24 protein-coding genes, 4 tRNA genes and 1 pseudogene are annotated in these 25,978 nt (G+C 49.9%); 6 read left to right on the top strand and 23 right to left on the bottom strand.

From position 1 onward, the window contains the following. Positions 1 to 89: 89 nt before the first annotated feature. The 12 genes from DWY93_RS05630 to DWY93_RS05575 all read right to left on the bottom strand — a co-directional run bounded on the left by DWY93_RS05630 (position 90) and on the right by DWY93_RS05575 (position 14,236). Complete coding sequence (locus DWY93_RS05630) at positions 90 to 1,799, bottom strand: S8 family peptidase (RefSeq protein ID WP_117469784.1); 1,710 nt, start codon at positions 1,797 to 1,799, stop codon at positions 90 to 92. A gap of 187 nt (positions 1,800 to 1,986) precedes the next feature. Beyond that, positions 1,987 to 2,787, bottom strand: coding sequence for a hypothetical protein (locus tag DWY93_RS05625; protein WP_117469785.1), 801 nt, complete (start codon positions 2,785 to 2,787; stop codon positions 1,987 to 1,989). A gap of 130 nt (positions 2,788 to 2,917) precedes the next feature. Then, positions 2,918 to 3,949 carry an alpha/beta hydrolase gene (locus tag DWY93_RS05620; protein ID WP_117469786.1) on the bottom strand — a complete coding sequence of 344 codons (1,032 nt, stop codon included), beginning with the start codon at positions 3,947 to 3,949 and terminating at the stop codon, positions 2,918 to 2,920. 61 nt (positions 3,950 to 4,010) lie between these two features. Continuing rightward, positions 4,011 to 5,888: a DUF6320 domain-containing protein gene (locus DWY93_RS05615; RefSeq protein WP_242990533.1), complete on the bottom strand. Its 1,878-nt coding sequence runs from the start codon at positions 5,886 to 5,888 to the stop codon at positions 4,011 to 4,013. A gap of 67 nt (positions 5,889 to 5,955) precedes the next feature. Continuing rightward, positions 5,956 to 6,026 (bottom strand) — tRNA-Trp (locus tag DWY93_RS05610). Positions 6,027 to 6,186: 160 nt separating this feature from the next. After that, complete coding sequence (gene radA, locus DWY93_RS05605; RefSeq protein ID WP_117469788.1) at positions 6,187 to 7,560, bottom strand: DNA repair protein RadA; 1,374 nt, start codon at positions 7,558 to 7,560, stop codon at positions 6,187 to 6,189. A 226-nt stretch (positions 7,561 to 7,786) separates the two neighbouring features. Further along, positions 7,787 to 8,200 (bottom strand): hypothetical protein, encoded by a 414-nt coding sequence (locus DWY93_RS05600; protein ID WP_015554690.1) that lies wholly within the window; start codon positions 8,198 to 8,200, stop codon positions 7,787 to 7,789. A 114-nt stretch (positions 8,201 to 8,314) separates the two neighbouring features. Continuing rightward, a complete protein-coding gene (locus DWY93_RS05595; RefSeq protein ID WP_117469789.1) occupies positions 8,315 to 10,804 on the bottom strand; it encodes an ATP-dependent Clp protease ATP-binding subunit in 2,490 nt (829 codons plus the stop codon). Positions 10,805 to 10,974: 170 nt separating this feature from the next. Then, positions 10,975 to 12,021, bottom strand: coding sequence for an ATP--guanido phosphotransferase (locus tag DWY93_RS05590; protein WP_117469790.1), 1,047 nt, complete (start codon positions 12,019 to 12,021; stop codon positions 10,975 to 10,977). Further along, positions 12,014 to 12,589, bottom strand: coding sequence for a UvrB/UvrC motif-containing protein (locus DWY93_RS05585; protein ID WP_117469791.1), 576 nt, complete (start codon positions 12,587 to 12,589; stop codon positions 12,014 to 12,016). Before DWY93_RS05585 ends, DWY93_RS05590 begins: the two co-directional genes overlap by 8 nt. A 12-nt stretch (positions 12,590 to 12,601) precedes the next feature. Then, entirely contained in the window at positions 12,602 to 12,979 is a 378-nt protein-coding gene (locus tag DWY93_RS05580; protein WP_015554694.1) for a GntR family transcriptional regulator, read from the bottom strand. A 198-nt stretch (positions 12,980 to 13,177) separates the two neighbouring features. Next, positions 13,178 to 14,236, bottom strand: coding sequence for a hypothetical protein (locus DWY93_RS05575; protein WP_117469792.1), 1,059 nt, complete (start codon positions 14,234 to 14,236; stop codon positions 13,178 to 13,180). Positions 14,237 to 14,537: 301 nt separating this feature from the next. Here DWY93_RS05575 and DWY93_RS05570 point away from each other — a divergent pair, with 301 nt between their 5' ends. Continuing rightward, on the top strand, positions 14,538 to 14,735 hold the full coding sequence (locus DWY93_RS05570) for a hypothetical protein (RefSeq protein ID WP_015554695.1): 198 nt from the start codon (positions 14,538 to 14,540) through the stop codon (positions 14,733 to 14,735). Here DWY93_RS05570 and DWY93_RS05565 read toward each other — a convergent pair. The 9 genes from DWY93_RS05565 to DWY93_RS05525 form a co-directional block, all read right to left on the bottom strand. Beyond that, positions 14,732 to 15,919 carry a pyridoxal phosphate-dependent aminotransferase gene (locus DWY93_RS05565; protein WP_117469793.1) on the bottom strand — a complete coding sequence of 396 codons (1,188 nt, stop codon included), beginning with the start codon at positions 15,917 to 15,919 and terminating at the stop codon, positions 14,732 to 14,734. The two genes, DWY93_RS05570 and DWY93_RS05565, sit on opposite strands and share 4 nt — an antisense overlap. A 336-nt stretch (positions 15,920 to 16,255) precedes the next feature. Further along, positions 16,256 to 16,426, bottom strand: coding sequence for a hypothetical protein (locus DWY93_RS17120; protein WP_181968075.1), 171 nt, complete (start codon positions 16,424 to 16,426; stop codon positions 16,256 to 16,258). 108 nt (positions 16,427 to 16,534) lie between these two features. After that, positions 16,535 to 16,618 (bottom strand) — tRNA-Leu (locus DWY93_RS05560). A 417-nt stretch (positions 16,619 to 17,035) separates the two neighbouring features. Then, the gene (locus tag DWY93_RS05555) at positions 17,036 to 18,595 is read right to left on the bottom strand and encodes a recombinase family protein (protein WP_242990532.1); all 1,560 of its coding nucleotides are present in this window, start codon (positions 18,593 to 18,595) and stop codon (positions 17,036 to 17,038) included. Further along, on the bottom strand, positions 18,592 to 18,948 hold the full coding sequence (locus DWY93_RS05550; RefSeq protein WP_117469794.1) for a helix-turn-helix transcriptional regulator: 357 nt from the start codon (positions 18,946 to 18,948) through the stop codon (positions 18,592 to 18,594). Before DWY93_RS05550 ends, DWY93_RS05555 begins: the two co-directional genes overlap by 4 nt. A 678-nt stretch (positions 18,949 to 19,626) precedes the next feature. Next, positions 19,627 to 20,130 carry a glutathione reductase gene (locus DWY93_RS05540; RefSeq protein ID WP_117469915.1) on the bottom strand — a complete coding sequence of 168 codons (504 nt, stop codon included), beginning with the start codon at positions 20,128 to 20,130 and terminating at the stop codon, positions 19,627 to 19,629. A gap of 262 nt (positions 20,131 to 20,392) precedes the next feature. Further along, positions 20,393 to 20,986, bottom strand: coding sequence for a hypothetical protein (locus DWY93_RS05535; RefSeq protein WP_117469795.1), 594 nt, complete (start codon positions 20,984 to 20,986; stop codon positions 20,393 to 20,395). 31 nt (positions 20,987 to 21,017) lie between these two features. Beyond that, entirely contained in the window at positions 21,018 to 21,818 is an 801-nt protein-coding gene (locus tag DWY93_RS05530; RefSeq protein WP_117469796.1) for a helix-turn-helix transcriptional regulator, read from the bottom strand. A gap of 34 nt (positions 21,819 to 21,852) precedes the next feature. Continuing rightward, positions 21,853 to 22,140 carry a hypothetical protein gene (locus tag DWY93_RS05525; protein ID WP_025486815.1) on the bottom strand — a complete coding sequence of 96 codons (288 nt, stop codon included), beginning with the start codon at positions 22,138 to 22,140 and terminating at the stop codon, positions 21,853 to 21,855. 340 nt (positions 22,141 to 22,480) lie between these two features. Here DWY93_RS05525 and DWY93_RS05515 point away from each other — a divergent pair. The 4 genes and pseudogenes from DWY93_RS05515 (at position 22,481) to DWY93_RS17115 (ending at position 24,770) form a co-directional block, all read left to right on the top strand. Then, positions 22,481 to 22,894, top strand: a pseudogene (locus DWY93_RS05515) (cysteine-rich VLP domain-containing protein). A gap of 111 nt (positions 22,895 to 23,005) precedes the next feature. Further along, positions 23,006 to 23,401, top strand: a complete 396-nt coding sequence (locus DWY93_RS05510; protein ID WP_007889413.1) for a replication initiator protein A — start codon at positions 23,006 to 23,008, stop codon at positions 23,399 to 23,401. A 183-nt stretch (positions 23,402 to 23,584) separates the two neighbouring features. After that, complete coding sequence (mobV, locus tag DWY93_RS05505; RefSeq protein WP_117469797.1) at positions 23,585 to 24,526, top strand: MobV family relaxase; 942 nt, start codon at positions 23,585 to 23,587, stop codon at positions 24,524 to 24,526. A 73-nt stretch (positions 24,527 to 24,599) separates the two neighbouring features. Continuing rightward, positions 24,600 to 24,770 (top strand): hypothetical protein, encoded by a 171-nt coding sequence (locus DWY93_RS17115; protein WP_181968497.1) that lies wholly within the window; start codon positions 24,600 to 24,602, stop codon positions 24,768 to 24,770. A 109-nt stretch (positions 24,771 to 24,879) separates the two neighbouring features. Here DWY93_RS17115 and DWY93_RS05500 read toward each other — a convergent pair. Continuing rightward, a tRNA-Leu gene (locus DWY93_RS05500) sits at positions 24,880 to 24,966 on the bottom strand. 192 nt (positions 24,967 to 25,158) lie between these two features. Between DWY93_RS05500 and DWY93_RS05495 the strand changes: the two genes are divergently transcribed. After that, positions 25,159 to 25,242: transfer RNA gene (locus DWY93_RS05495), tRNA-Leu, on the top strand. 360 nt (positions 25,243 to 25,602) lie between these two features. Here DWY93_RS05495 and rplT read toward each other — a convergent pair. After that, positions 25,603 to 25,959 carry a 50S ribosomal protein L20 gene (rplT, locus tag DWY93_RS05485; RefSeq protein ID WP_015554698.1) on the bottom strand — a complete coding sequence of 119 codons (357 nt, stop codon included), beginning with the start codon at positions 25,957 to 25,959 and terminating at the stop codon, positions 25,603 to 25,605. Positions 25,960 to 25,978: the final 19 nt, after the last annotated feature.

The following is a 25,978-nucleotide window of genomic DNA, read 5'->3' as shown; positions in this document are numbered from 1 at the left end:
TATGCCTCATCTCTTAAAAATCCAAGTTCTATTTTGTATATGTTTCTATAATATATCTCTTATTAGAAATTTTCAAGAAAATTTACATATTATTTCGGCAGACTGTCCGCCACGCAGAGCGCTCCATATCCCAGCCTCGGATTCGGATAGACCAGCTCAGAAGGAAGTCTTCTCGCTCCTTTTCTTAAGTACGCCTTCACCTTCTCCCCATAAAGATACGGATCATTCTCCCTGACGATCCCCCACTCCATGAGAAGCGCCGCGGCCCCGGTGACAAGGGGCGCCGCGAAGGATGTTCCGGTGACAGGGGAATAGCCGCCGTCCCGGTCCGGGGCCATGATTCCCACCCCTGGGGCGGCGAGGTCCGGCTTCTGGGCGCGATAGACCCTGGTGTCCCCACGGCCAGAAAACGGGGCATAGATTCCGGTCCCGCTGTCATAGGCGCCCACCGTCACCGGTCGGAACGCCGTGGAGGGAATCGTCAGGGTCGTATCCGGCGACGATTCCAAAAATTCCGTGTCCCGCCCGACTGCCGCCGCGGAGGGAAGCCAGAGATCCGCTGCCGTCTCCTCATCCCCTGTCCCGAGGAATCGGAATGTCCAGATCCCGCTCTCCACATAAGTTCTTTCCGGCACAAACTCAATATAGATCTCCTGGGCCGCATTAAAAGGGGACGGTTCCCCGTAATAGATCAAAAGTTCCGTCTCTCCGACCCGGATCCGGTCCGTTCCCCTCACCGGGACAAGCTCGATCTCCGCACCGCCAAAGGGATCCCTCAGAAAGATCCGCATCCCGTCCTCATAGTTTTTCCAAATCTGCATGCCGAATCCCGTCTCGTATGTCCCAACAGAGAGCCGGATCTCCGTGATCTTCCCGGGTTCGATCACAGGTCTCGCATGTCCCCCGGAGTCCCCCTCATTTCCCGATCCGGTGACGAAGACAAACTGCCCCATCTGTGCAAGAGAATCGAGGTACCGCTCTAAAAGTCCGCCGCCGTCGTGGGATCCATATGTATTTCCAAAGCTCAGATTCACTGCCATGGGGCGTCCCAGTTCCAGAGCTTTCCGCACCGCGAGATCCATCCCCCGCATGAGTTCCGTGGTTCTCGGAAATCCAACTGAATCCGGGATTCCGAGACGGACAATGATAAGTTCACTCTCATAGGCCGCCCCGCGGTACAGTCCGCCGCTTGTTCTCCCGTTTCCAGCCGCGATCCCCGCCACCGCCGTGCCATGGCCGCTGGTATCCAGGGAAAGACCGCCTGTTCCGCCGGATTTATTCTCTCCCCGCAGGATCTCATTGATCTCCCGCCTTTCATATGTTTTCCCACTGATCTGGTCATCCAAATACAGGATTCTCGTGGTTCCGTCCTCATTCCGGAAGTCTTCATGAAAGATGTCGATTCCCGAGTCGATCACCGCCACCAGGACACCTTTTCCCGTAAGCCCATCGGTCCCTGTCTGCACCGGAAGAAAACAGGAGGCCGCCCTCGCCCGGTTCAGGGCAAAAAACAGCCTCTTTGGTTTTTCCGCGTATTCAATTTCAGGAAGTGCGATCACCCCCGGGACATCCCGCTCCGGGACACGCAGGATCGCAAAGCTGCTTAAAAGGTATGTTCCGGAGACACCCGGAAACTGCTCATTCAAAGTGCTCTCCAGGTTCCCATGGTATTTCACGATGATCTCCCATGTCCGCTCCACCCTGTCATATCCCACGTTCAGCTCTTCTGTCCGCTCCCTCGTCTCCTCAGGGACAGAAAGTGCCAGATTCAATAGATTTTCCGCCTTCTGATCTTCCATCTCTGCCGCGCCACATCCATTCTATATTCTGTCTGTCCCGCATTTTTCCATGCCGTTTCTGAAAGACAGATCCCATTCTGAATATTTTATGCGGCATGCTTTATTTAAGACTTTCGTTTTCTCAAAAACAATATTAAAAAGCCCCCAGAGCCATCGGGGCCGGGGGCAAATGTCACGTCTTATTTAATTACTGTGCTGTTGTCATACTCATAACGATGCTGTTGAGAGAAGCTACATCTTTGGTTCTTCCAGTTGTCTGGACAACTACCATATAGCCGTCCTGCTTGCGGCAGTAGTACGTTCTTGATGTCTTCTTTCCGCTTACTGTTACCTTGGAGTACTGCTGGTTTGCGATCGTCACAGTCTCAGCTGTTGTAGCCTGACCTTTCTGACCTTTCTCGATTCCTGCAAGAGTATTTGCGAATGTCTGGGCATCCATATCCTGCTTGTCCTTCATATTAAGATAGTAGACTTCCACATCACCGAAGTCTGTGCTCATATAAAGATCATGTGTCAGGGACGGTCTTCCGATTGCCGCATACTCGCCGCCTGTGTACTGGTCAGCTGCCTCGAAATCAGCCTCTGTTGTTCCAATGATCTGCGGGATGCAGAGGTTAGACCATGTGTTGTAGTATCTTCCGCCTGTAACGTGTCCCTTCGGTGCTGTCTGGACCGGAGCAACCCAGCTTCCATCATCGCTGAATGTGTAGGATACGCCGTCGATGGTTCTTGTTGTATTATAGATCATAAGGTTTGTGGACGGATCGATATAATACCACACATCATTTCCGCGTCCATCACCATCTTCAGCCTTGATCCAGCCGCTCTTTAAGTTTCCGTTGGAATCATAGTAGCGCCAGGTATTTCCGTTGCCTTCCCAACCGTACTTTGCCTCTGTCTCGTTCTCATCCGCAAGAGCAGTCACCATATTTACACTGCCAATTGCTGCAGCGAGAGCTGCCATGAGCATAACTTTCTTTAATTTCATTTGAAATCCACTCCTTTATGGGTTTTTATCAGCTAAAGTCATTATACAGGGGTTTTCAGGATAACGCAAGCGCTAAGGGCTGGAAAAAGCACGGCTTCATGAAAACTTAAGAAAGAAGGCTTTTTAATAATCATTTGCTTTTCAGCTCCCGTTTTAAAAATGCCAAAAGATTCATTTTCGCCCGCTCTTCGGTATCTCTTCGCCTCGTCTTCACCTTTTTTACGACCTTTCCCTCCTGGTCGCGGCGGATGTGGTAGACGATGCGCAGGTATTCTCCGACTTCTTCCCAGGCTTCGCGGCTCTCCGGGATCAGGTCGAGGCCCATCTGGAAGACGTGGAACATTCCGTCATAGACGGAGCAGCGGACCTTTACTCCCTCTGCCCTCGCCTTCTTTGCGGCGGCCCTCGTGTCATCTAAGAGGACCTCGTAGGCGCCGACCTGCATCAGCATCGGCGGGAATCCCTCGAAGTTTCCGAAAAGTGGGGAAAGATAAGGGTCCTTCTTGTCCGCGTTCCCGATATAGCTGCACTGGTAGAGCATGTTTTCCTTCGAATTTCCGAACAGGGGATCGATCGTGTAATTCTCCTCATAGGACGCTCCGCTGAGGGTCACATCCGTCCACGGGGACATGGTGATGATGCCCGCAGGGAGCGGCAGGGCGTGGTCCTTCGCGTAGAGGCAGAGCGCCAGGGCAAGTCCGCCGCCCGCGGAGTCTCCCGCGATGACGATCTGTTCCGGGTCGTATTTCTTCTCGTTTAAAAGCCATTTGTAAGCGTAAACAGCGTCCTCAAGCGCCGCAGGGAACGGATGTTCCGGCGCGACGCGGTAGTCCGGTGTCAGGACATCCGCACCGAGACCCAGTTCCGAGTATTTTACCGCAAACCGGCGATAAATGTTTTTCATCGGACCAATATAGCCGCCGCCGTGGAGCTGTAAGACCACACGGCCTGTGACCGCCTGCTTCGGCTTTAAATATTCCATCACAAATTTCCCTGTGGGAACCAGTTCATAAATATAGTCACCCGGACATCTCCAGGCCGGTTCCACCGGATTTTTCCGGAACTCTCCCGTCTGGATCGGCTTCTTTAAGGATGTCTCCATCACATCCCTCATCATGTCCCGGGTCAGATTCCCGATCATGCTGACTTCTTTCCGGCTCATAGTTCATCTCCTTCTTTATTCTGCGTGTTTCTGGAACTGTTCTTTTTCGCTCTGTTCTTTCTCAAACATGAAACCGCCGGCGCAGTTCTCTCTTCACACTTCTATCTCCCAATAGAATCGTAAGCACCAGCGCGCTCACCGAGATTACCACCGATATCACCGTGAGCATCGGATGCTTCGTCCATCCGATTTTCAAGAACACCAGCGGCACAAAGCTTAAAAACGTGATCGCGATCTGGTACATGAAATAGCATTGCCAGTTCATGCGGTTTACAAGCAGCATGAGCAGGATCGCCGCCACCTCAAACAGCACCACACAAGGGATCGCGTAGTCCACGGACCAGCCGTGCAGCCCCGTCATCGTGTCGACCAGCAGCAGGATCGCCTGGATTCCCAGGCATTGCCGCACCAGGATCCCGGACATACTGGCGTGACGCATGACGGAAAACCGCAGCGTCATCGCCACATAGGCCGCCGCTCCCCAGGTGAGAAATGCCCATTTGAACGGGATCTGCCGGTAAGTGGCTAGATTTATGGCCCCCGCAAGAACCGAGACGACAGCCAGGGAAATATAGAAGAGCCTGACAGCCCTCTTTATCTTATTCTTATCGCCGCCGACCACCGGATACCGCCCTTTGTCATGTTCCCGGTCGGAAATCCCGTTGCTCTCGAGTTCCACAGGGATCCCCTGCTTTTCCAGAAACCGGAAGAAATACTCCGGCAGCCGGTTCTCCGCCATAGCGCTGGCAAAGGAGAGGCAGAGTTTTCCATCATAGGCAACCGCCCCGCACTTCATCCTCTGCTTCGGGGACGCGCCCACGAGGAGCTGGAAAGATTCCACTTGATCCCGCAGCTCCTCCCGGACATCCATCCGCCCGATATTTGAAAATGTCATTGTATGGGCGCGGGTGCTGTGCAGAAAGATCATCTGCATCGCCAGGTGCTTCACAAACAGTGGGATCGCCCGCACATACCATTTTTTCTCGTTCCCCACATTGTAGGAGATCGTCTTCTCCAGGCGCTCCTTCACGATCTGTTCGTCCATCTGGCGGCTCACCGCCTCCAGGACCTCCGAAAAGCTTTCCGGTGCCCGCCGCTCCGACCAGGAGATATTGATGACCGCAAAGAAATTTGCTAACGTCTCCGACTCGAAAAAACTTCTCAGATTCACCGGAAGATTTAACGCTGCCGGACGCTTCATCTCTTTTCCGTCTGTCTCGGTCTGGATGATGGACCACAAAAGGGCTGCCGCCAGGTATTTCGTGATACTGACTCCCACCTCTTTGCTGCGTTTCTTAAGGTCATCCACATGGAACGTCCCATGGAGCACCGCCATCTGGTCAAAGGGAAGAAACTCCCCGCTCACCTGGATCGCAGGCCGGCTCTCGTAGCGCTTGTGGGGCAGTTTTTTATAATAACGGAGATAATCATCCGCCCTCATCGGAGAAAACTCACGTTTCCTTATCTCCGTTGGAAGACCATTCTTTAATTCCAGATAATGTTCCGTGAGCCGCGAGACAAACCCCACCGCCCCAAGACCGTCTGTAAGGCCATGGAACACCTCAAAGTTGATCCGGCAGCCATAGTAACTCACGCGGAATGGAAACCTCCCGCCCCGGTGGGGATCGATAAAGCGGCAGGGCGCACTCTGCTCCTCCTCCACCACCGGATCCCGGTTATTTGTCTCAAAATAGTACCAGAAAAAGCCCTTTCGAAGCTTTACTCGAAAGTTTTCAAATTCCGGAAGCGTCAGAAGGAGCGCCTTATGCAGAAGCTCCGGCTCCACCGGCTCCTTTAAGACCGCCGCGATCCGGAACACACTGCTCAAGTCCTCCCCGGACACCGCCGCGAAGAGCTTCGCCGTGTTGTCCAGCCGCCGCCATGCGGCACCCTGGATCCGCGGACGCTTTTTCATCAATCCATTAGATAATTTCTTCAAACTGATCTGCCTCTTTCCCGGTATAAAAAAATAACCGGAAAATCGAAATTTTCCGGTACATCAGAAGCAGGGGAAGAGGGGCTCGAACCCCCATCTACGGTTTTGGAGACCGCTGCTCTACCATTGAACTATTCCCCTATATTTTGTTGCTCATCACTTAATGCTCCATTATAATAGCATGAAATGTTTTAATTGTCAACACTAATTTGAAAATTTATTTTGCCAGTTTGAACAGGCGGCATATGCTTCTTGTTTTCATTGCAAATGAAAACAAGAAGATCGCACCACCCAGCCAACATCAGATCAACTGTATCGCCTCTCTCACATTCTCCACCCCGATCAGCCTGATCCGTTTCTCATCCTTCAGCTTCTCCAGATTCGATTTTGGCAGCAGGCAGCTTGTAAAGCCCATCTTGATAGCCTCGGACACTCTCTGGGCTGCCTGGGAGACGCCTCTTACTTCGCCGGAGAGACCTACCTCTCCGAAGATCAGCATTCCAGGATCCACTTCCCGGTTTTTGAAGCTCGACACGAGTGCCATCACCACCGCCAGGTCCAGGGCCGGTTCATTCATCTTCATTCCACCTGCGATATTCACGTAAGCATCATACCGGCTCATGGCGAAGCCGCAGCGTTTCTCCAGGATCGCAAGCAGAATATTGATCCGGTTGTAATCCACTCCGTTCGCTGTCCGTCTCGCCATACCAAAATTTGTTGCGGTCACGAGCGCCTGGACCTCCAGAAGGATCGGCCTCGTTCCCTCTAAGGAGCAGGCAACAACCGCCCCCGACGCCTCCTTCGGCCGCCCGGAGATCAGCATCTCCGACGGATTCAGCACCTCCGAAAGCCCCTTCTCCTCCATCTCAAACACGCCGATCTCGTTCGTGGAACCAAAACGGTTCTTCACCGCCCGGAGGACCCGGTAGGCGTCGTTTCTGTCCCCCTCAAAGTAGAGCACCGTGTCCACCATATGTTCCAGCACCCGGGGACCTGCCACCACGCCCTCTTTCGTCACATGTCCGACAATAAAGATCGTCACCCCGTATCCCTTCGCGATCTGCATCAGAAGGTTCGTGGACTCCCGGACCTGGCTCACGCTTCCCGGTGCAGAAGAAATATCTTCCCGGAACATGGTCTGGATCGAGTCGATGATCACAATGTCCGGCTTCGACCTCTCGATGGCGCCATGGATCGTATCAAGGTTCGTCTCGCAGAGGAATAAAAGGTCTCCTGTGATCACCCCGATGCGGTTTGCGCGCATCTTGATCTGCTTTAAGGATTCCTCACCGGAGATATAGAGGACACGTTTTCCCGCCCCGGCGAGGTTTCTGCAGACCTGTAAAAGCAGCGTCGACTTTCCGATCCCCGGATCACCGCCGACAAGCACGATACTTCCCTTCACGATCCCGCTTCCGAGGACCCTGTCAAGCTCCCCGAAGCCTGTGGGCGTCCTGTCCTGCTCATCGAGAGAGATCTCCGAGATATGGACCGGGACCGCCGTCTTTCCGGCTCCCACCGCGGCGATCTGCCCCGACGGTGCCTTTTTCGCCTGGGCCACCGGCTCCTCAACAAATGTATTCCATTCCTTGCACACCGGACACTGTCCGAGCCACTTTGCGGACTCATAGCCGCACTCTTTACAGAAAAAAGCTGTGTTTCTTGCTTTTGCCACAATATTCTCCCTTTTTATAGCCAAAATGCCATGATACGTTTAGCTGCCTTACCTGACTGCCTGCACCAATCGATATTCCTGCGTAAATTCGCACGACCTTTGTGCAATGCTTTCTTGGTGAACAGAAATATTTCATAAAACAGGAAACGCTCCGAAGTTCATCCCTCGGAGCGCCATAAAATACTACCGTCCATACCCCGGCCAGCAGCAATCTTCAATTTCCTGATCACTTGCGAACAATCTTAACTTCTACTTCCTTGCCCTCATTGAGCTCAACAGAAAGACTCAGCTTGCCGCTCATATTTGTCTTCATTCCGCCGACGCCAACGCCGTCCTCGTAAATCTCGTACTCGCAGTCGTCCTCTAACTGTACGGTGATCTGGGCATCCTCAAAGCCCTCAACCTTGAAGGTAACGGTTGTATCGGTCACTGCAAATTCTGTTACTGCAGTTCCTGGAACGGACTCGTAAACGAACATTCCGTTTCTTTCTAACTTTGTGATTTCCTTAAATGTCTTAACTTTATAAAGATCACCTTCGTGCTCGAAGTCTTCTACCTTGGATTTTGCCGCGAGACTGTAGTTTCCGAAGCTTAAGGTTCCATTTGCCTCTGTGCGGATCAGTTCGTTGATTACTGACATAATGCTTACTCTCCTTTTGTGTGTTTCAACAAGGACTAAATTTTCCCTATTGCTATTGCTATTGTAATAGGTAACGGTCACAGGCAGCCGTCCCTTCTAACCGTTACGTCGTGCCTATGATTTTACCACACTGGCGGAAGTTTTTCCAGCAGTTTGTGGATGTCTTGCTGAAAATTTCAGTTCTCCGTCCTTGCAGGTGATCTTCACGGAATCGCCTTCCCGCACTTTTCCTTCCAGGACCAGCTCCGCGAGCTTATCCTCGATGAGGTTCTGGATCGTGCGCTTAAGCGGTCGCGCGCCGTATTTCTCGTCGTATCCCTTTTCCACAAGGTATTCCTTCACGTCATCCCCGGCATTTAAGCGGATGGACATCTGATTCTTTGTCCGCTTTGCGAGGACATTCAAGAGGATCGTCACGATTTCCTTCATGTGATCCTTCGTCAGCGGATGGAACACGATGGTGTCATCAATACGGTTTAAGAACTCTGGTTTGAACATCCGTTTCACTTCGTCCATGACGCCGGTCTTCATTCTCTGGTAGCGGACCTTCTCATCGTCCTGGGACATGAATCCAAGCTGCTTCGGCGCGATGATGTTCTCGGCGCCCGCATTGGAGGTCATGATGATAACGGTATTCTTAAAGTCGATCTTATGGCCCTGGGAGTCCGTGATGTGACCGTCGTCCAGCACCTGTAAAAGAATATTGAAAACATCCGGATGGGCTTTCTCCACCTCATCAAAGAGGATCACAGAATACGGGTTTCTGCGGACTTTTTCACTCAGCTGCCCGCCGCCCTCGTATCCCACATATCCTGGCGGGGATCCGATCATCTTGGAGACGCTGTGCTTCTCCATGTACTCTGACATATCAACGCGGATCAGGGCGTTTTCCGTTCCGAACATGGCCTCCGCAAGGGCTTTGCAGAGCTCCGTCTTTCCGACACCTGTGGGGCCTAAGAATAAGAAGGAACCGATCGGGCGCTTCGGGTCTTTTAAGCCGACTCTTCCGCGGCGGATCGCCTTCGCGACGGCAACCACCGCCTCGTCCTGCCCGACCACGCGCTCATGGAGAATGGATTCCAGCTTTAAGAGACGCTCCGTCTCGCCTTCCGCCAGCTTGCTCACCGGGATCTTTGTCCAGCCGGAGATCACGTCTGCAATGTCATTCTCGTCGACGGTCAGCTCCCGGCTCTCCTTCTCACTCTCCCATTTCTCCTTCAGCTTGCGGATCTTCTCCCGCTTTGAGACCTGTTTCTTCTTGATCTCACCGGCGAGCTCATATGCCTCGTCACGGATCGCGTCCTCTTTCTCTTTCTCGAGCTTCTTGATCTCCTCCTCGAGAGTCTTGATTCCCTTCGGCTCCACATAGACGGTCAGTCTCGTCTTGGAGGCCGCCTCGTCCACCACATCGATGGCCTTGTCCGGCAGGAACCGGTCGTTGATATAGCGGGCGGAGAGGCGCACTGCCGCCTTTAAGGCCGCGTCAGTGATCGTCACATGGTGATGTTCCTCATATTTCGGGCGGAGTCCCTTTAAGATCTGGAACGCCTCGTCCTCCGTCGGCTCCTCCACGGTCACCGGCTGGAACCGGCGCTCTAATGCCGCGTCCTTTTCAATATATTTCCGGTACTCTTCAAGCGTCGTAGCGCCGATGAGCTGGATCTCACCGCGGGCCAGGGACGGTTTCAAGATGTTAGACGCGTCTAACGCGCCCTCCGCTCCGCCTGCGCCGATGATCGTGTGGATCTCGTCGATAAATAAGAGAACGTTCTCCGCCTCTGTCACCTCGTTGATCACATTTTTAATGCGCTCCTCGAACTCACCGCGGTACTTGGATCCCGCTACCATGCCGGAGAGGTCAAGGATCACCACGCGTTTTCCGCGGATCGTATCCGGGACGTCGCCGGAAGCGATGAGCTGCGCGAGACCTTCGATCACAGCCGTCTTTCCGACACCTGGTTCTCCGATAAGGCACGGGTTGTTTTTTGTTCTCCTGCTTAAGATCTGGATCACGCGGCGGATCTCCTTCTCCCTGCCGATGACCGGATCCAATTTTCCTTCTTTTGCGAGGACTGTAAGGTCGCGGCTGTAGGCATCAAGTGTCGGTGTGGCGCTCTGTCCGCCCCGCTGCTGGCGTCCCTGGGCCAGGTCCTCTTTTCCTGCGTTTCCGTCCTCACCCATAGCGGATAAAAGGTCGATGTAGACCTTCTGAATGTTGATATTTAAGGTGTTTAACAGGCGGACTGCCACACAGTCCGATTCCTTTAATAATGCCATCAGAATATGCTCTGTACCGATTAACGGCGCATGAAACCGGACAGCCTCTTTATAGCTGTTTTCCAGCACATGTCTCGCACTTGGAGTGTAGCCGTCCCGCTCTTTGGTGGCTGTATTCTGATAGGAAGAGACAAGCTGCTCCACAAGAGCCAGCAGTCTGTCGAGCTTCACCTCGTTGGCCTCGAGGACCATGGCAGCGGTACCGCTCCCCTCCTCGATCAGCCCGACCAGGATGTGCTCCGTTCCGATCACAGGGGAACCCATGTCCTCCGCCGCTTCACCGGCGAGGACGAGAGCTTCCTGGGCTTTTTCTGTATATTGTGCCATCTGTTCTAATTTCCTCCTGAACTTTTCCGTCAACTGCGCAACCATTCAATCCATTCATAGTTACGAACATAACTCCATTCCAAATCAACTGCGCCGATTAAAATTATGCCTTCCTGCCTATGTTTTCTTTCGGTCGGTGCAGCAAAAGCGCAGATCTGCCGAACAGTCAACTAATTTTCTATCTCTATGATCTCCGGCAGCCGCCTTCTCAGGAACTCTGCCCGGGCGGCATCCAGCTCATCCTTGTCAAGCGGGCGATCCGCCAGACTCAAAAGGTTCGCAGGCTGGATCCCCAGCATCAGACCGTATACAGAGTACGGTTCCTTCACTTTTAAGATCCCATCCGTGATTCCTGTCATGATCTGGGACAGGAATTCCATTCCGTCTTTTCTCGTCAGCCGTCTCGCGTACTTTAAGACGCCGTAGGATTTATAGCATTCATCGGCCGCCTGCACCGGCTTTCTCTGACGGTATTCCCGGCGTACCCGCCGTTCCTGGGCATCTAGCTCCAGGGCTGCCTTCCTGACGATATCGATGATCTCCCGCTCCGTCTGTCCTAAGGTTTTCTGGTTTGAGATCTGGTACAGGGAGCCGAAGTTCTCCGCGCCCTCACCGTACACGCCCCGGACCTGGGTCCCGAACCGGCCCATATCCGCAACGAGACTGTTGAAATTTTTATTCTTGGACAGCATCGGCAAGTGCAGGACCACCGCTGCCCGAAGTCCTGTGCCCACGTTTGTGGGGAACGAGGTCAGGTAGCCGTATTTTTCATCGAAGGCGTAATCAAAACGCTCGCTGATATAGTCATCGATCTTATCTGCTCTCTCGTAAAGCTGCTCCAGGGTCAGCCCCGTCTGCAGCGTCTGGATTCGCACATGATCATCCCCATTTAGGAGGATCGCCGTTGATTCGTCCTCCGACAGGATCATTCCCGTCGGGTCTTTCTTCTTTATTACACTGCGGTTGATCGCCCGGCGCTCTAAAAGCGCTGTTTTTTCCAGGTCGCCCATCCGCTCTAAGTGTGTAAACCGATACTGCATCCGGTCCATGGACGCGATGCCGGTGAGTCCGCCGAGAAGCTTCTCCGAAAGCTCCGCGCTCTGCTCCTTGGTGAGGCGGCCAGGAAACGGATACTCTTTCAGATTTCGAACCAGACGGACACGGCTGTAGATCACATTTGTGCCTGCTTTTCCCGGTACTTCATACCATTTATCCATTCTGTCTCTCCTCTTTCAACGCCCGGATCTCATCCCGGAGCTTCGCGGCCTCCTCGTACTCTTCCCGGCGCACCGCGTCTTTTAATCTCGTCTCCATCAGGCGGATCTTCTCTTCCTTTGAGAGTTCCGGAATATTCACCGGATCCTCTCCAGTAGTTCCCGTCCCGTTCATTTCTTCCATCTCGGACCGGTATCCCGCCGGACGCTTTCCGACGTGCTTTTCGCTGCCCTGAAGATGACGGATATTGTCGCTGATCAGAGGATCAAACACGCTGTAGCAGTCCGGGCATCCGAACCGGCTGTCCTTTACAAATTCCTCATAAGTCGTTCCGCAGGTCGGGCACACGACGCCGGAGTACTTTTCATCTTCTTCCTCCGTCTCCTGGGTTCCAAGAAGTCCGGAGAGAAGTTTTCCTAACGGGAATTCTCCCTCAAAGAGAGCTGAGAACTGTCCAAGGTCCGCATGGGCGGCACACTGGGTACAGAGGTTGTGCTCTGTCTTCACGCCGTTGATCACTTCCACATATTTTACGGTTGCTTCCCGCTTTTTGCAATGTTCACAAAGCATACTGCCCCTCCTTTATGCCTGTCCGCCAAACTCATCATAGATCTGGTCTACAAGGCTGTGGATCTCATCTCTGCCGACATTTTTACAGATTCCCCGGGCAACGATCAGCGCGAGGTCGTTCTTCATCTCTTCCATCGTCCGCAGTTTATCCATATCCAGGGCGATCACGGCCCCGCGTCTGCGGTCCAGGCGCAGAAATCCTTCCTGTTTCAATACAGCATATGCCTTGTTGACTGTATGCATGTTAATTCCGATCTCATCTGCAAGCTGTCTGACCGACGGGAGACTATCCCCATCGTGAAGCACATCCATTGCGATGCCGCAGATGATCTGGTTGCAGAGCTGGGTATAGAGTGCTTCCTCACTGTCAAAATCGATCTTCAGTACCATTTGATCACCATCTTTTTTCTTAATATTTTTGATGCCGGGACCGTTTATGCGTTTCCAGTATCATAGTATTCCATTTGTTATATGTGTATAGTAACAGATTGTGTGGTGTTCGTCAAGTGAAACCAAAGTTTATTCGTACGTATGTTCTACTTTCATTTTTGCCTGCTTTGCAGTTTCGCCTCAAAGTATTATATTTTCCTACTCTAAGTCCAGACGTCCATCCGCCGACCGGTTATCCGCGATCCGCTCGATAGTCCAAGTAATATCTGAAGCTTTTGCTTTCAGCGCGTTCCAGGCATCCGGGTCCTGATATATATGAAACAGCGCTCCAAAGATCACGTCATACTCTCTCTTCGCGCCTTCCGGCAGGCCCGTCGCCTGGGCGATCTCCGCAAACCGGTACCTCGCCGCCTTTGGGAACTGGTCTTTCTTCATCTCATCCCCGGAATTTTCATAGACATACGCCCCGAATCCGCCCTTCACGGCATCTGTTTTCGAAAACCGGAGTTCTTTCTTCTCCTCATCCAGAGAATAATTGCAGGAATAGAGTACGTTTCCCCCCTTATCTTTGAAGGTTCTATATGCCCCGCCCGACGGACAGTACACAAACCTCCATCCGTCATCCCGGAACTTCTTTCTCCAACCATCCGGGAAGGCGTTGATATACACGGCGATCTCATTTTTCTCGGCCTCGCTCACCGTCTTCGCCGTTCCATCCGCGTTGACCGCCAGAATATCCCCCGCCGGATCCGGCTGTCCGTCGTAGTCGGTGTAGGAAAAGCCCGCGTACTCATTTACCCGCATGCTTCCATCCGGGCGGAACGCGTATGTCTTTCCTTTTATTGTGCGGACAGCTTCCTTGTTCATCTTTCCGTCCGAGTCAAACCAGTACCAGTTTCCCTTATCCTGAAACCACTGGATCTTCGCGTTCCCCGCGGAATCATAGTAGTACCAGTTTCCGCCGCCCGGACCGTCGTACTGCCAGCCCTCGGAGAGGGAACCGTCCTGGTTGAAATGGTAACGGATGTTTCCCACCGTCTTCCATCCGGTCTCCATGATTCCGTTTCTGTCAAAATGGTACCACTCGCCGTCGATATCCTCCCAGGTACCCCGGGCTTTGCGCCCATCCGAGTATGTGAAGGTGTAACCGGCATCCGTGAGCGTCCATTTTCCATCCGCAGCGAAAGATGTTATAGTCTGCACAGCAAGCAGGATGCCGACAGCGCCGATCAGGATAAGTGTTCGTTTTTTCTTCATGGTCACTCCTCCTTTCCGTTTTTATCAAATGCTGGTAACTATTCAGTACCTTCATAGTTACGCGCAAAAATCCATTCCAGATCAGCTTTGCTGATGGGATTTTTGTCTTCCGGCCTATGTTTTCTTACGATCAGCGCAGCAAGTGCGCAGACCTGCTGAATGGTTACAATATATTCTGTTCAAAAATCTTCCTTCCGGAACCGGAATTACATTCTTTATGCCTCATTATCTTGAATCCCGCTTTAAAATACCTTATACTAAACAGGAACTCAAAGTATGTACATGAAAGGAACCTAAATATATGAAACGATTTTTCGCCTGGGCCGGGATCCTCATCATCGCCGCGGTCTTCCTCGCCCTCATCGTCCTGACCTTCACCGGTGGCCCGGAGAATGTCATCCTGGCGCTCCTGTTCTGCGTCATCGTCATCCCGGTGATGCTCTACGGCTACGCGCTGATCTTAAAGTACGTCCGAAACAGAAACAAAAGGGATAACTAACAAAATCCGTAATCTTTTGCCATCTTTTCCAGACGGTCAGCAGCTGCCTCAAGCGTCTCTTTCCCTCTGGAAAAATGCAGACGGATGTAATTGTTTACCGGCTCCTTAAAGAAGCTGGAACCCGGCACAGCTGCCACACCGTAATTCTTTATCATCCATTCACAGAATTCCAAATCTGTCCAGCCGGTAAACTCCGGCTTCTCAAGAAATCCCGAGATATCAACGAGAACAAAATAGCTGCCCTGAGGTGTCGTGTGGAAAAGTCCCATCTGCTCCAACCTTCCACAGAGATAATCTCTCTTTTCTGTGTAGAGATCCTTTAACCATTGATAGTACGCTGGTCCAAATTTCAGACCAGTGACTGCCGCTTCCTGAAGCGGTGCCGCAGCGCCTACGGTCAGGAAATCATGGACCTTCTTCGCCGCCTCGATCACATGTTCCGGTCCGATCAGATAGCCGAGTCTCCATCCGGTCATGGAGTATGTCTTTGAGAGGGAGCTGCAGGTGATCGTCCGCTCATACATTCCGGGCAAAGCAGCCATGGAGATATGGCGGTTCTCACCGTAGATAATGTACTCGTACACCTCGTCCGTGATCACAAAGGCGTCATACCGCTTTGCGAGCTCCGCGATCTCCTCCATCTCTTCCATCGTAAATACTTTTCCACAGGGATTCGACGGATTACATAGGATCAGTGCCTTCGCACCGGCCTGAAACGCCCGTTCCAGAGCTTCGCTGTCATAATGGAAATCCGGCGGCACAAGCGGCACATAGACCGGATCTGCCCCGGAGAGGATCGCGTCCGCCCCATAGTTCTCATAGAACGGGCTGAACACCGCGACCTTATCTCCCGGATTGCACACGGTCATCATCGCCGCCATCATCGCTTCCGTTCCCCCGCAGGTCACAACGATCTCCTTTTCCGGATCGATCTCACGGGCAAATTTCTTTGTATACATTTCTGCCAGCGCGTCCCGGAAATTCTTCGCCCCAAAGGTGATGGAATACTGGTGCGGACCATGCTCCGCCGCTTCCTTTAACGCGTCCAGGATCTCCTGCGGCGGATCAAAATCCGGGAATCCCTGACTTAAGTTGATGCTTCCCGGTGTCATATTGTTGATCCTTGTCATCCTGCGGATGACGGAGTCTGTAAATGTCTGTACTCTTCTGCTTAATTCCGGCATATGTAAAACCTCTCTTCTATTGTCATGTATGATGTCTTTCCGGTATTCCGATCCTTCCGCGCGCACATCTCAGTATTACGTTCCGAATCGTCCCTCTGTTCTAATATCTTATCACAACTTTCATGACAGACCTATTGATTTTTCTTTACATTTCTATAAAACTTCCCCCGGATCATTTGTGTTGTCAAAACAAAAAGCGACAAGCCTGATTCATAAGCTCATCGCCCTTAATGATCACAGTTGGACCTGTTTACAGAGTTTTTCTCCCTCTTCCTCTCGGACTCTCCGCAACTCACTGCCAGGGCTTTGATGAAGAGGTATTCTTCTCCCTGATCCTCATACCAGCCTCTCTCCTTCCCTCTCGGCTGATATTTTTCCATCATCGGTCCATTCGCAGCCTACCGATTTCATGGTCTCCCCCGGCTGTATCAGCTCGATCCATGTCTCCAGTGCACTCTTCCGCTCTCTGTCTGACAGCGGCGTGTTGAAATTTTCTGTGCAAAACATATTCACACACCTATTTAACGATTGGTCCCTTACTCTTTTGTCATAACCCCTGAAAAAAGTAGCTTTTATAACGCAAAAAGACTCAAGTCTCTCGACTTGAGTCTTTCGTGCGGAAGATGGGACTTGAACCCACACGATGTAACCACCACAAGATCCTTAGTCTTGCTCGTCTGCCAGTTCCGACACTTCCGCGTATCGGGTGTTTCAAGATTTTGTATCTCTCACCGACGCATATTAATATATCATAGTTCTTTCTGTTTGGCAAGTACTTTTTTAAACTTTTTTTATTTTTTTAATAACATATTTTTTTCACTCAATTTGTACTATATTCTATCCCATGGCATAACCGAAATCCGCTAAAGAGATCATCTCCACAGTAAGACCCATCCCAAAGATATCATGCAATGATCTCTACGGCTATATCTCACAAAACATCTTCTGCAGTCATCCTTCAGAAATATCATCTATCTTAAATTTCCATCGCCTTTTCTCCTGCTCTTCCCACAAATGCCGAATATAGCGCTTCCCGCTGGTGCTCATCGCAACCGCGCTTCCTTCTCTCCATGTTACACTTTGCGTGGCATTTTCCTCAAAATACGCATTCATACATTAATTTGACAATTCCAGTACCATCACCTCAATCACCAGGCTCTCCACATCTATCGCTATTTTCTCTATAACGCAAAAAGACTCAAGTCTTTCGACTTGAGTCTTTCGTGCACCGAGTACGGATAAATCCGAACCCTCAACCTCCGCCAGCGTGATGGTCTTAGAACCGTCCTTATAGTTGAAAGTAAGGATTATCTTGTCCTCATAAAGATACACCGCATTTACAAAACTGTCAATCAGTCTTTGCCGCTGTTCCCGCTTTGTCACATCAAATTTGCGGAAACGGTAAATGAAAAATGCTATCTGTTCTCTTGTAAGCAGGGGCTTGTGCATTTCTTCCTGCAAAATGCTGACTTCAAGCTGGCTCTTAGTTTCCTCCAACTCGTCCAGCCTTTGCTTGGTAGACGGGGTAAAAATCCCTGCTTGAATGGCGTTGAGCATATTGTTAATACCTTTTTCCGTTTCTGCAAGCTGCTTTTTCAAAAGGGGCAAATCGGTGCTTTCTTTCTTCTGCAATTCCATTAGCGTATCAATCAGCCGTTCCATAACTTCATCATTCATAATTGCTTTCATGGTATAGTTGACAACCAAATCTTCAATCCAATCTTTCTTGACCGCTTTCTTGTCGCAGAGCTTCTTTTTCTTGGTATTTACACAGCGATAATAACGGTGTACTTTCATTGTATGGCTTGTGCCGCTTTCTCCCACCATAAAGGAGCCGCATTTCCCACAGTACAACTTCGTTGTCAAAAGGTAATCGTCCTCGGCTTTGTGACGGGCAGGAGCCTTTTTGTTCTTCGCCAGCCGTTCCTGTACCCGTTCAAATAATTCTTTTGGGACAATCGTCGGAATACCGTCCTCCTTGACTACATCACGATAACTGTACTCGCCCATATAGCGACGGTTCTTCAAAAGGTGGTTCATAATATTCAGCGTAATTTTCCCGCCACGAATGGAACGCATACCCCGACTGTTCAATAGATTAACAAGCTCCTGCATAGTTGCGCCCTCGCTGTACTTTGTAAACATTTCCAGCACTACCGGGGCAGTCTTGGGGTCGATTTGATAATACTGTTGTTCGTCAATATAATATCCCATCGGAACAGTACCGCCGTTGTACTTACATTTCAGCGCATTGTCGGTCAGTCCCCGGATAACCTTTTCAGAAAGCTCCGCAGAATAGTATTCCGCATATCCCTCCAACATGGCTTCCAGAATAATTCCCTCGCTACCCTCGGAGATATTTTCCCTTGCGGAAATGACTTTCACACCATTCTTTTTCAAAATGTTTTTATATCGTGCACTGTCGTAACGGTTTCGGGCAAAGCGGTCTAATTTCCACACAAGGACAACATCAAACAAGCCTTTTGCGCTGTCTTTAATCATGTGCTGAAATTCGGGGCGGTTATCTGTTTTTGCTGACAATGCCCGGTCAATATAAGTCCCTAAAATTGTTATATCGTTGCGCTCTGCATACTCCTTACATTCCCGCAACTGTCCCTCAATACTTTCTTCTCTTTGATTATCGGAAGAATAACGGGCATAAATCACACCTTTCATTTTCTTTCCACCTCCATCATTTCAAGAAGCGTCTGTTTTAATTTTTCATTCAGCGGGGATTGCGGGTCAAAACACATTTCAATAAACTGTTTCATTTCCTCGCTTCCCGGCACAATCTTCGGATGGTGTTCATATAGCTTGCCTTGCGGATTGTCTGTCCGGGCAAGCAGGTAATCCAATGATACATCAAAATAATCCGCATACCTTACAAGCGTTTCCAAAGAGGGGGCTGACTGCCCCTGCTCATAACGGTTGATACTGGACTGCTTCACTCCCAAAAGTTCCGCCATCTTTACCTGTGACAGCTTCACACTTTCTCTTAATCTCCGCAGGCGTTCTCCTAATTCTTTCATGGACTGTAACCTCCTTGTTTCCTCTATGCTTAGTATATCACTTTTGCGGTTTTCTTTCAACCCGTATTGAGCATATTTTCGATAAACATATTCGTAAATCGGATAGAGAAAACGGGGAGGGCTATAACAAAATAAGCGGTCAATCCGGCTGTGGTTTTACAGCAGATTGCAACCGCTTATTTTGCATTTTGGAGGAAGTGTGGCTACACACGACCACAAAATAGGGTTTCCAAAGGGTACCCCTTTGGCACACGACTTTGCTTGCAAAGTGTAGTGTGTTATACGCTCTGTCGGCGTTGCTGTGAAAATGAGGTTGCCGCCGGGTCGGGCAAGCACATTTGAAGCAGCAGGAAAACAGGGCTGTGATTGCGTGGCGTGGAGCCGCAAGCGCAGGACTGCTTTCATCAGCAGACAGGGCGTATATGAAAGCCCCCGTCCCTCGTCCCACGCCGGACTTCGGGACAAAGTGTCCCAAACTTGTGGGCGCACTCACGCAAAGCAGACAGATTTTTCTCTCAAAATTGAAATGGGCGGGAAGCCATTTTAGGGCTTTCCCGCCTTGATTGCCCATCAGCAAAGGCGGGTGGGACTGTCAACGGCGGCGCATTTGTGCGCCGTTCATCTTGACCGTTGACTGGCTCGGCTGACTTTGCTATTTATCCCCGATAAACTTGGAAGCTAGGCTTCTCCTCTTTGCTCTAACAAATCGAAAACTTCATCCATGTCCATTTCAAACATTACGCTATCTGCCTGTATCGGTGCAAAATAATAAGCCACCTTTTCTGAGCCAAATTCTTGTTCTAACTGCTCCCATTGTGAAGTAAGTCCAATGCAGAAAGCGAGCGTATCACTGCCGAGCGAATCCATATACCAACGCACTTGATACTTCGGAGATATATACTCTTGAATACTTTTCAAGGTTGTATCTCTATCGGTACAATCTTCTGCATAAGGAATTGTTGTTTTAACACCATTCTTGCACAAGAAAATATCAATTTCTCTCTCTTTTTCTATTTCCACACACTCGAACTGAATTTTATCTTCATCAGGAAGTTTATCATTGAAATATTTGATAATAGAGTCATCGAAATCTCGCCAGTCCACCCAGATAAGAAAATCACTTTCCCAAAAATCATCTTTGTTTTCATCTGGTGCCAATAAGAATTCCTTTACCTTCTCCATTTTGAGTTCCCTCCAATTCTGATTTGTTAATTTTTTCATTTCCTCTCCCTCTGTGGGAATGGATTTTTCAGCAAGTCAGACTTCTCCGAAATCCCTTTAATCCAGCTCTTAGAACTGGGCAGGAAGCCATTTTAGGGCTTTCCCGCCTTGATTGCCCATCAGCAAAGACAGGCGGGACTGTCAACGGCGGCACATTTATGTGCCGTTCATCTTGACCGTTGACTGGCTTGGCTGACTTTGCTATCTCCTCAACAGATGGTAATCATAGTTTACTCATAAGTATATCTATCTTAGGTACAAATTCTTTTGAAGCTAATTGTTCTAATGAACTTTGATAGGCTAAAACCGCTTGCCACGAATAATAATAGAAACTATAAAATAAATTGTCGGGAAATACATCTTCTTCCTCATACCGCATTTCATCTTCTTCCTCGTCATATTCCTCCGACCACAAATATTCTTCTTTTAATAAATCGGAGAATAGCGGAAGCGGTGCAGCGTGTTCCATTTCATTCCCATCATTGTAACATTGAAGAATACAGGTAAAAAAGTCCAAAAGTTCCCCAACTAAAAAATAAGCAACAGAGTTCCTCTCACTTTCAGCCAGAGCCTTTTCTAAAATACGGCTTAGGAACACCATACCAAAAGGCGTGGCGTGCCATAAAGTACTCTGATGTTCCATGTTTGTAGTCAACTCATAGAGGGCACTTTTGACCTGCTCTAAATCGTTCATCTTCATAAGTATTTCAAAGTGAGCTGGAAAAGCTGTCCCTCGACCATAGGCAGTAGTAAGGCGGTGCCATGGTATGTCATGAATATCCAAAGTGCTGATATATGCTTGATTTTCTTTTGTCATTTTATTTTTCCTCCTACTCCAATTTGTCTTTTTACTTCCGCCCCCGCTGTGGGTTTGGATTTTTCAGCAAGTCCGACTTCTGTGCAATCTTTTTCAGCCACTTCTTTTCTTCCTCGGACAGCTTTTTCAAATTCAGCTTGAGCCGCTTACAGATAAACGCCAAAGCCGCTTGCTCCGGGTCGCTGTCCGGGTTGGCAGTTTCGTCAACAGTCTGCAAGAAATCTTCCAGTGGGTTATCCTCTGGGACGCTGAAAAAATCGTCCTTATGAGCTTCTCGCAAGTCGAGGGCTATCTTGTTTATGTCCTGCTGTATCACATAGCGGCAAAAACTGTCATCGTCAATATGAGCGGCGATAAGCTGTCTTAACTGCGGGTCGGACAAGCCGGGATTGTGCTGCTTCATAATCGTTGCACTCACAGCGTCCACTATGGCATTTGCACTCTGCACCTGTTTGCCAGCGATACCGTTCACATAGATTTCGAGGTCAGCCATGAGTTGGGGGAAATCCGGGTGTGTCGCCAACTCACACAAGAGAGAATTATCCACCAGCCCACTTTTCAATAGTTCAATCATATCATCACTCAAACGCAGGTCTGCAAGATCGGCGTTTGGGTGATTTCTTGTTTGGGACAGCCCCAACAGATAATCGGCGGTCACGCCGTAAAACTTCGCCAGCTTGATAATGGCATAGTGGCTGATGTCCTTGAAGTCCTTTGCTTCATAACTTCCCAGCGCAGACTTGGAGAGATTTACCTGTTCTTCAAGCTGCTCCAGCGTCAGCCCACGCTCCACACGCAGGTCTTTCAATCGTTCTTGTATGGATAGTTCCATGCTCTCCCTCCTTGTCTACTTAATATATGACGACTTAACTTCCTAAACAGTTTATAATTTCTTCTATTTCCATACAAGCATCCTCAACCCTGATTGCTGTTTCCTCGCTAAAGAAGCGGCTTCCTCCCGCTAATTGGTCAATCAAGCTAATTAACACTTCAACATCACAATTCAAAATAAATCCCTGTGTTCTCCACTTTGGCATTTCAATAAGGATTTGATTTTTAATTTCTAAATATTTCGTTTCGTCAAAAGTATTTTCACATCTTAATTTTACCAGAAAACTATCTTCCGCATTTATTAAATCACTTAATTTTGACATAGAGCCCTCCCTAAACGAAAATGGCATTCTGTTTTTTCCATTTTACCACAATTCCGAGAGCGTGGAAATAGAGAGTTTTCTGGGCTGATTTCCGACCTTATGGATATACGGGGTGGGCGGTCATTTAGGTGTAGACTTAGGGTAGTTCATCGATGAGCTGCACCTTGAAAACAGAATGACCGTCCGAAAAGGAATACCCCGGCAGGGGAAGCACCGCAACGAGCCACTTCGGGACAAAATGTCCCGAAGTCCGGGGAGCGTGCCAACGCTGGAACACGCCGCAGAAATGGGGCAGGAAACCTTTTCAGGGAGAACGGCTAAGGAAAAATGGAGGGAACACATGAGAGAGAACCCATATAAACGACTGCCGCCCATAGAGCGCAAGCTGGACAGTTCCCTTTACCGCATGACACCAGCACAGAGGAAACAGGCAAACGCCCTGATCCGCCGGGAGTGCTGCTGTTATGAGGACGGTAACTGTATGCTCCTTGACGATGGGGACACCCACACCTGTCCCCAGACCATTTCTTTCTCGGTCTGCTGCAAGTGGTTCCGCTGATCGGTCTTACCGCAAATCGGAACGCTGGAAGCAGAGATTTTCCGGGATAAGGAGCTAAAACGCTGTGCGGTCTGCGGCAGAGTGTTCGTCCCAAAGTCCAACCGGGCGAAATACTGTCCCGGCTGTGCCGCCAGAGTTCACAGGCGGCAGAAAACAGAAAGTGAACGGAAAAGGAGGTCTTGTGTGGACAGTTAGGGGCTGAAAAGTCCTTGATTTACAAGGCTTTGCAAGCACAGAACAGGGACAGGCAATAGAAACTACCGTCTGCCCCAGAAAACGGGGTTCTAACCGTCCACAAAACACGATATGACAAACACCATTTATATCCATCAGCCAGAAAAGGCGGTCAGCTTTACCCGGCTTCCCAATTTTCTTTTTGAAGCCCCCACATTCACGCCACTGTCCAACGAAGCAAAGGTATTGTATGCCTTTATCCTACGCCGGACAGACCTGTCCCGGAAAAACGGCTGGGCGGACGAATATGGGCGCATTTACCTCTACTATCCCATCAATGAGGTAGTGGAGCTGCTCCACTGCGGGCGGCAGAAAGCGGTCAACACCCTGCGGGAGCTGCAATATGCCGGACTGGTGGAAATCCAGAAACAGGGCTGTGGAAAACCCAACCGCATTTACCCGAAATCCTATGAAGCGGTTCCAAACACCGACTTCAAGAAATCCGGTTATGGAACTCCGGAGGACTAAAAACCGCACTCCACAAGTACGATAATCAATCCTCTTGAAGTACGAAAACCAGACGGTATATAGAAATACAGAGATAAAAATATTGATTTATATTCTATCCATTCCCTTCCTATCCGAGATATTTTCTGCGGGATTTTCCTGTGGAAAAGTCCCGGAAAGGAACGGAATGGGGAAAGGAGTTTCATGGCACAACATGCAATTTTGCGATTTGAAAAACACAAGGGCAATCCGGCAAGACCACTGGAAGCCCATCACGAACGGCAAAAGGAACAGTACGCCAGCAATCCCGACATTGACACCAGCCGGAGCAAGTACAATTTCCACATCGTCAAGCCAGAGGGACGATATTACCACTTCATTCAAAACCGCATTGAACAGGCTGGCTGCCGTACCCGTAAGGACAGCACCCGGTTTGTGGATACGCTGATTACCGCCAGCCCGGAGTTTTTCAAGAAGAAGTCCCCAAAGGAGATACAGGAATTTTTCCAGAGGGCGGCTGATTTCTTAATCGGGCGGGTAGGGAAAGAAAATATCGTATCGGCGGTAGTACACATGGACGAGAAAACACCCCACCTGCATTTGGTCTTTGTCCCGCTGACAGAGGACAACCGCCTGTGTGCAAAGGAGATTATCGGGAACAGAGCCAACCTCACAAAATGGCAGGACGACTTTCACGCCTATATGGTGGAGAAATATCCAGATTTGGAGCGTGGGGAAAGTGCCAGCAAGACAGGCAGGAAGCATATCCCCACCCGTCTGTTCAAGCAGGCGGTCAATCTCTCCAAACAGGCAAGAGCCATTGAAGCCACACTGGACGGTATTACCCCGTTCAACGCCGGAAAGAAGAAAGAGGAAGCCCTCTCCCTGCTGAAAAAGTGGTTTCCGCAGATGGAGAACTTCTCCGGGCAGCTCAAAAAATACAAGGTCACGATAAACGACCTTTTAGCAGAAAATGAACAGTTGGAAGCCAGAGCCAAAGCCAGCGAAAAAGGCAAAATGAAAGATACGATGGAACGGGCAAAGCTGGAAAGCGAGCTGAAAGATATTCAGCGGTTGGTAGACCGTATCCCGCCGGAGGTACTGGCAGAACTGAAACGCCAACAGCGGCACACAAAGGAAAGGTGATTGATGACAGAAAACATTTCACGCCGCACAGCGGCATTGTACCTTGAAAACTGAATACAGAGAAAGGCAATATATGGCAAAAAAGCAACCGGACACAAATATCCCCCAGCATGAGATAGAAGCCCTTGCCCGGTGCTTACTTCCCGAAATCCAAAAATTCTTTGAAAGCCCGGAGGGTAAAAAAGAATTTGAAGAATGGAAAGCACAGAGGGCAAAGGAAACGGAAAAGGAAAGAAGCGTATGACAAAAGCGGCGGTATCACTCACGATACCGCCGCTTTTGCTTTAGCACTAAAGATATACTAAAAATCCGAAGCCGTCCCCGATTGGAACCGGGTTCGGATTATCATTATCTGGTGCGGAAGATGGGACTTGAACCCACACGATGTAACCACCACAAGATCCTTAGTCTTGCTCGTCTGCCAGTTCCGACACTTCCGCGTATCGGGTGTTTCAAGATTTTGTATCTCTCACCGACGCATATTAATATACCATAGTTCTTTCTGTTTGACAAGTACTTTTTTGAATTTTTTAAAAAAAATGTTTTTTTAGCAATATTTAAAAAACTCTTGACAAATCCCACGCCTTATACTATAATATGTTTTGTCAATGAGATACGTCATCTGACGAGATGCAGAAGTGGCGGAATTGGCAGACGCGCACGGTTCAGGTCCGTGTGATAGCAATATCATGAGGGTTCAAGTCCCTTCTTCTGCACGAAGGCTTAAGTCGAAAGACCTAAGCCTTTTTTTAGTTTCACATCAACAATCTCGCGATGCCGCGGCGCCCAAAGGGCCCCGCGTATCGTCTGGCTTCCGCCAATCCCATCTCTCCCTCCACACCCTTCCTTTTCCTTCCCTCATCCCGCCAATACACAGCGCCGACGGGCATCCGGGCACGGACGAGCCTGGGTGGAGGGAGCTTAGAGGAACCCTCCCGGAATCCCGTGAAGCGTCCGCGCCCGGAGGCCCGTCGGCGCGTAACTCCCACCACTATGAGCCTCTCCCCAAAAAACGCAAAAAAACCTCCCCGGCAGATCACTCCACCGGAAAGGTTTTTTCTATTCTCATCGACTAATTAAGCCAATTTTGTTTTTGCTAACTCAGCAAGCTTTGCAAAGCCCTCTGCGTCATTGATAGCCATATCGGATAATACCTTACGGTTCATAACAACACCAGCCTGCTTTAAGCCGTACATGAACTTGCTGTAGGAAAGGCCGTTGATTCTTGCTGCAGCGTTGATACGAGCGATCCAGAGCTGTCTGAACTGTCTCTTTCTCTCTTTTCTGCCAGCGTAGGAGCTTGTTAATGCTCTCATAACGGACTGTTTTGCTACTCTATACTGTTTGGAACGAGCTCCTCTGTAACCTTTGGCTAACTTGAGCACTCTGTTATGTCTCTTCTTGGCGTTTAAGCCACCTTTAATTCTTGCCATTGCTTAATTTCCTCCTTAA

It is taken from the genome of Clostridium sp. AF28-12 (assembly GCF_003435225.1).
GTDB lineage: Bacteria > Bacillota > Clostridia > Lachnospirales > Lachnospiraceae > Pilosibacter > Pilosibacter fragilis.
Note: the sequence above shows the minus strand (reverse complement) of the source record. Positions and strands in the feature narration are given on the sequence as shown.

Bases quoted from the DNA above. Each gene is read 5' to 3' on its own strand.
- DWY93_RS05630 (WP_117469784.1), bottom strand. From the start codon at position 1,799: ATGGAAGATCAGAAGGCGGAAAATCTATTGAATCTGGCACTTTCTGTC.
- DWY93_RS05625 (WP_117469785.1), bottom strand. From the start codon at position 2,787: ATGAAATTAAAGAAAGTTATGCTCATGGCAGCTCTCGCTGCAGCAATT.
- DWY93_RS05620 (WP_117469786.1), bottom strand. From the start codon at position 3,949: ATGAGCCGGAAAGAAGTCAGCATGATCGGGAATCTGACCCGGGACATG.
- DWY93_RS05600 (WP_015554690.1), bottom strand. From the start codon at position 8,200: ATGTCAGTAATCAACGAACTGATCCGCACAGAGGCAAATGGAACCTTA.
- DWY93_RS05595 (WP_117469789.1), bottom strand. From the start codon at position 10,804: ATGGCACAATATACAGAAAAAGCCCAGGAAGCTCTCGTCCTCGCCGGT.
- DWY93_RS05590 (WP_117469790.1), bottom strand. From the start codon at position 12,021: ATGGATAAATGGTATGAAGTACCGGGAAAAGCAGGCACAAATGTGATC.
- DWY93_RS05585 (WP_117469791.1), bottom strand. From the start codon at position 12,589: ATGCTTTGTGAACATTGCAAAAAGCGGGAAGCAACCGTAAAATATGTG.
- DWY93_RS05580 (WP_015554694.1), bottom strand. From the start codon at position 12,979: ATGGTACTGAAGATCGATTTTGACAGTGAGGAAGCACTCTATACCCAG.
- DWY93_RS05575 (WP_117469792.1), bottom strand. From the start codon at position 14,236: ATGAAGAAAAAACGAACACTTATCCTGATCGGCGCTGTCGGCATCCTG.
- DWY93_RS05570 (WP_015554695.1), top strand. From the start codon at position 14,538: ATGAAACGATTTTTCGCCTGGGCCGGGATCCTCATCATCGCCGCGGTC.
- DWY93_RS05565 (WP_117469793.1), bottom strand. From the start codon at position 15,919: ATGCCGGAATTAAGCAGAAGAGTACAGACATTTACAGACTCCGTCATC.
- DWY93_RS17120 (WP_181968075.1), bottom strand. From the start codon at position 16,426: ATGTTTTGCACAGAAAATTTCAACACGCCGCTGTCAGACAGAGAGCGG.
- DWY93_RS05555 (WP_242990532.1), bottom strand. From the start codon at position 18,595: ATGAAAGGTGTGATTTATGCCCGTTATTCTTCCGATAATCAAAGAGAA.
- DWY93_RS05550 (WP_117469794.1), bottom strand. From the start codon at position 18,948: ATGAAAGAATTAGGAGAACGCCTGCGGAGATTAAGAGAAAGTGTGAAG.
- DWY93_RS05540 (WP_117469915.1), bottom strand. From the start codon at position 20,130: ATGGAGAAGGTAAAGGAATTCTTATTGGCACCAGATGAAAACAAAGAT.
- DWY93_RS05535 (WP_117469795.1), bottom strand. From the start codon at position 20,986: ATGACAAAAGAAAATCAAGCATATATCAGCACTTTGGATATTCATGAC.
- DWY93_RS05530 (WP_117469796.1), bottom strand. From the start codon at position 21,818: ATGGAACTATCCATACAAGAACGATTGAAAGACCTGCGTGTGGAGCGT.
- DWY93_RS05525 (WP_025486815.1), bottom strand. From the start codon at position 22,140: ATGTCAAAATTAAGTGATTTAATAAATGCGGAAGATAGTTTTCTGGTA.
- DWY93_RS05510 (WP_007889413.1), top strand. From the start codon at position 23,006: ATGACAAACACCATTTATATCCATCAGCCAGAAAAGGCGGTCAGCTTT.
- mobV (WP_117469797.1), top strand. From the start codon at position 23,585: ATGGCACAACATGCAATTTTGCGATTTGAAAAACACAAGGGCAATCCG.
- DWY93_RS17115 (WP_181968497.1), top strand. From the start codon at position 24,600: ATGGCAAAAAAGCAACCGGACACAAATATCCCCCAGCATGAGATAGAA.
- rplT (WP_015554698.1), bottom strand. From the start codon at position 25,959: ATGGCAAGAATTAAAGGTGGCTTAAACGCCAAGAAGAGACATAACAGA.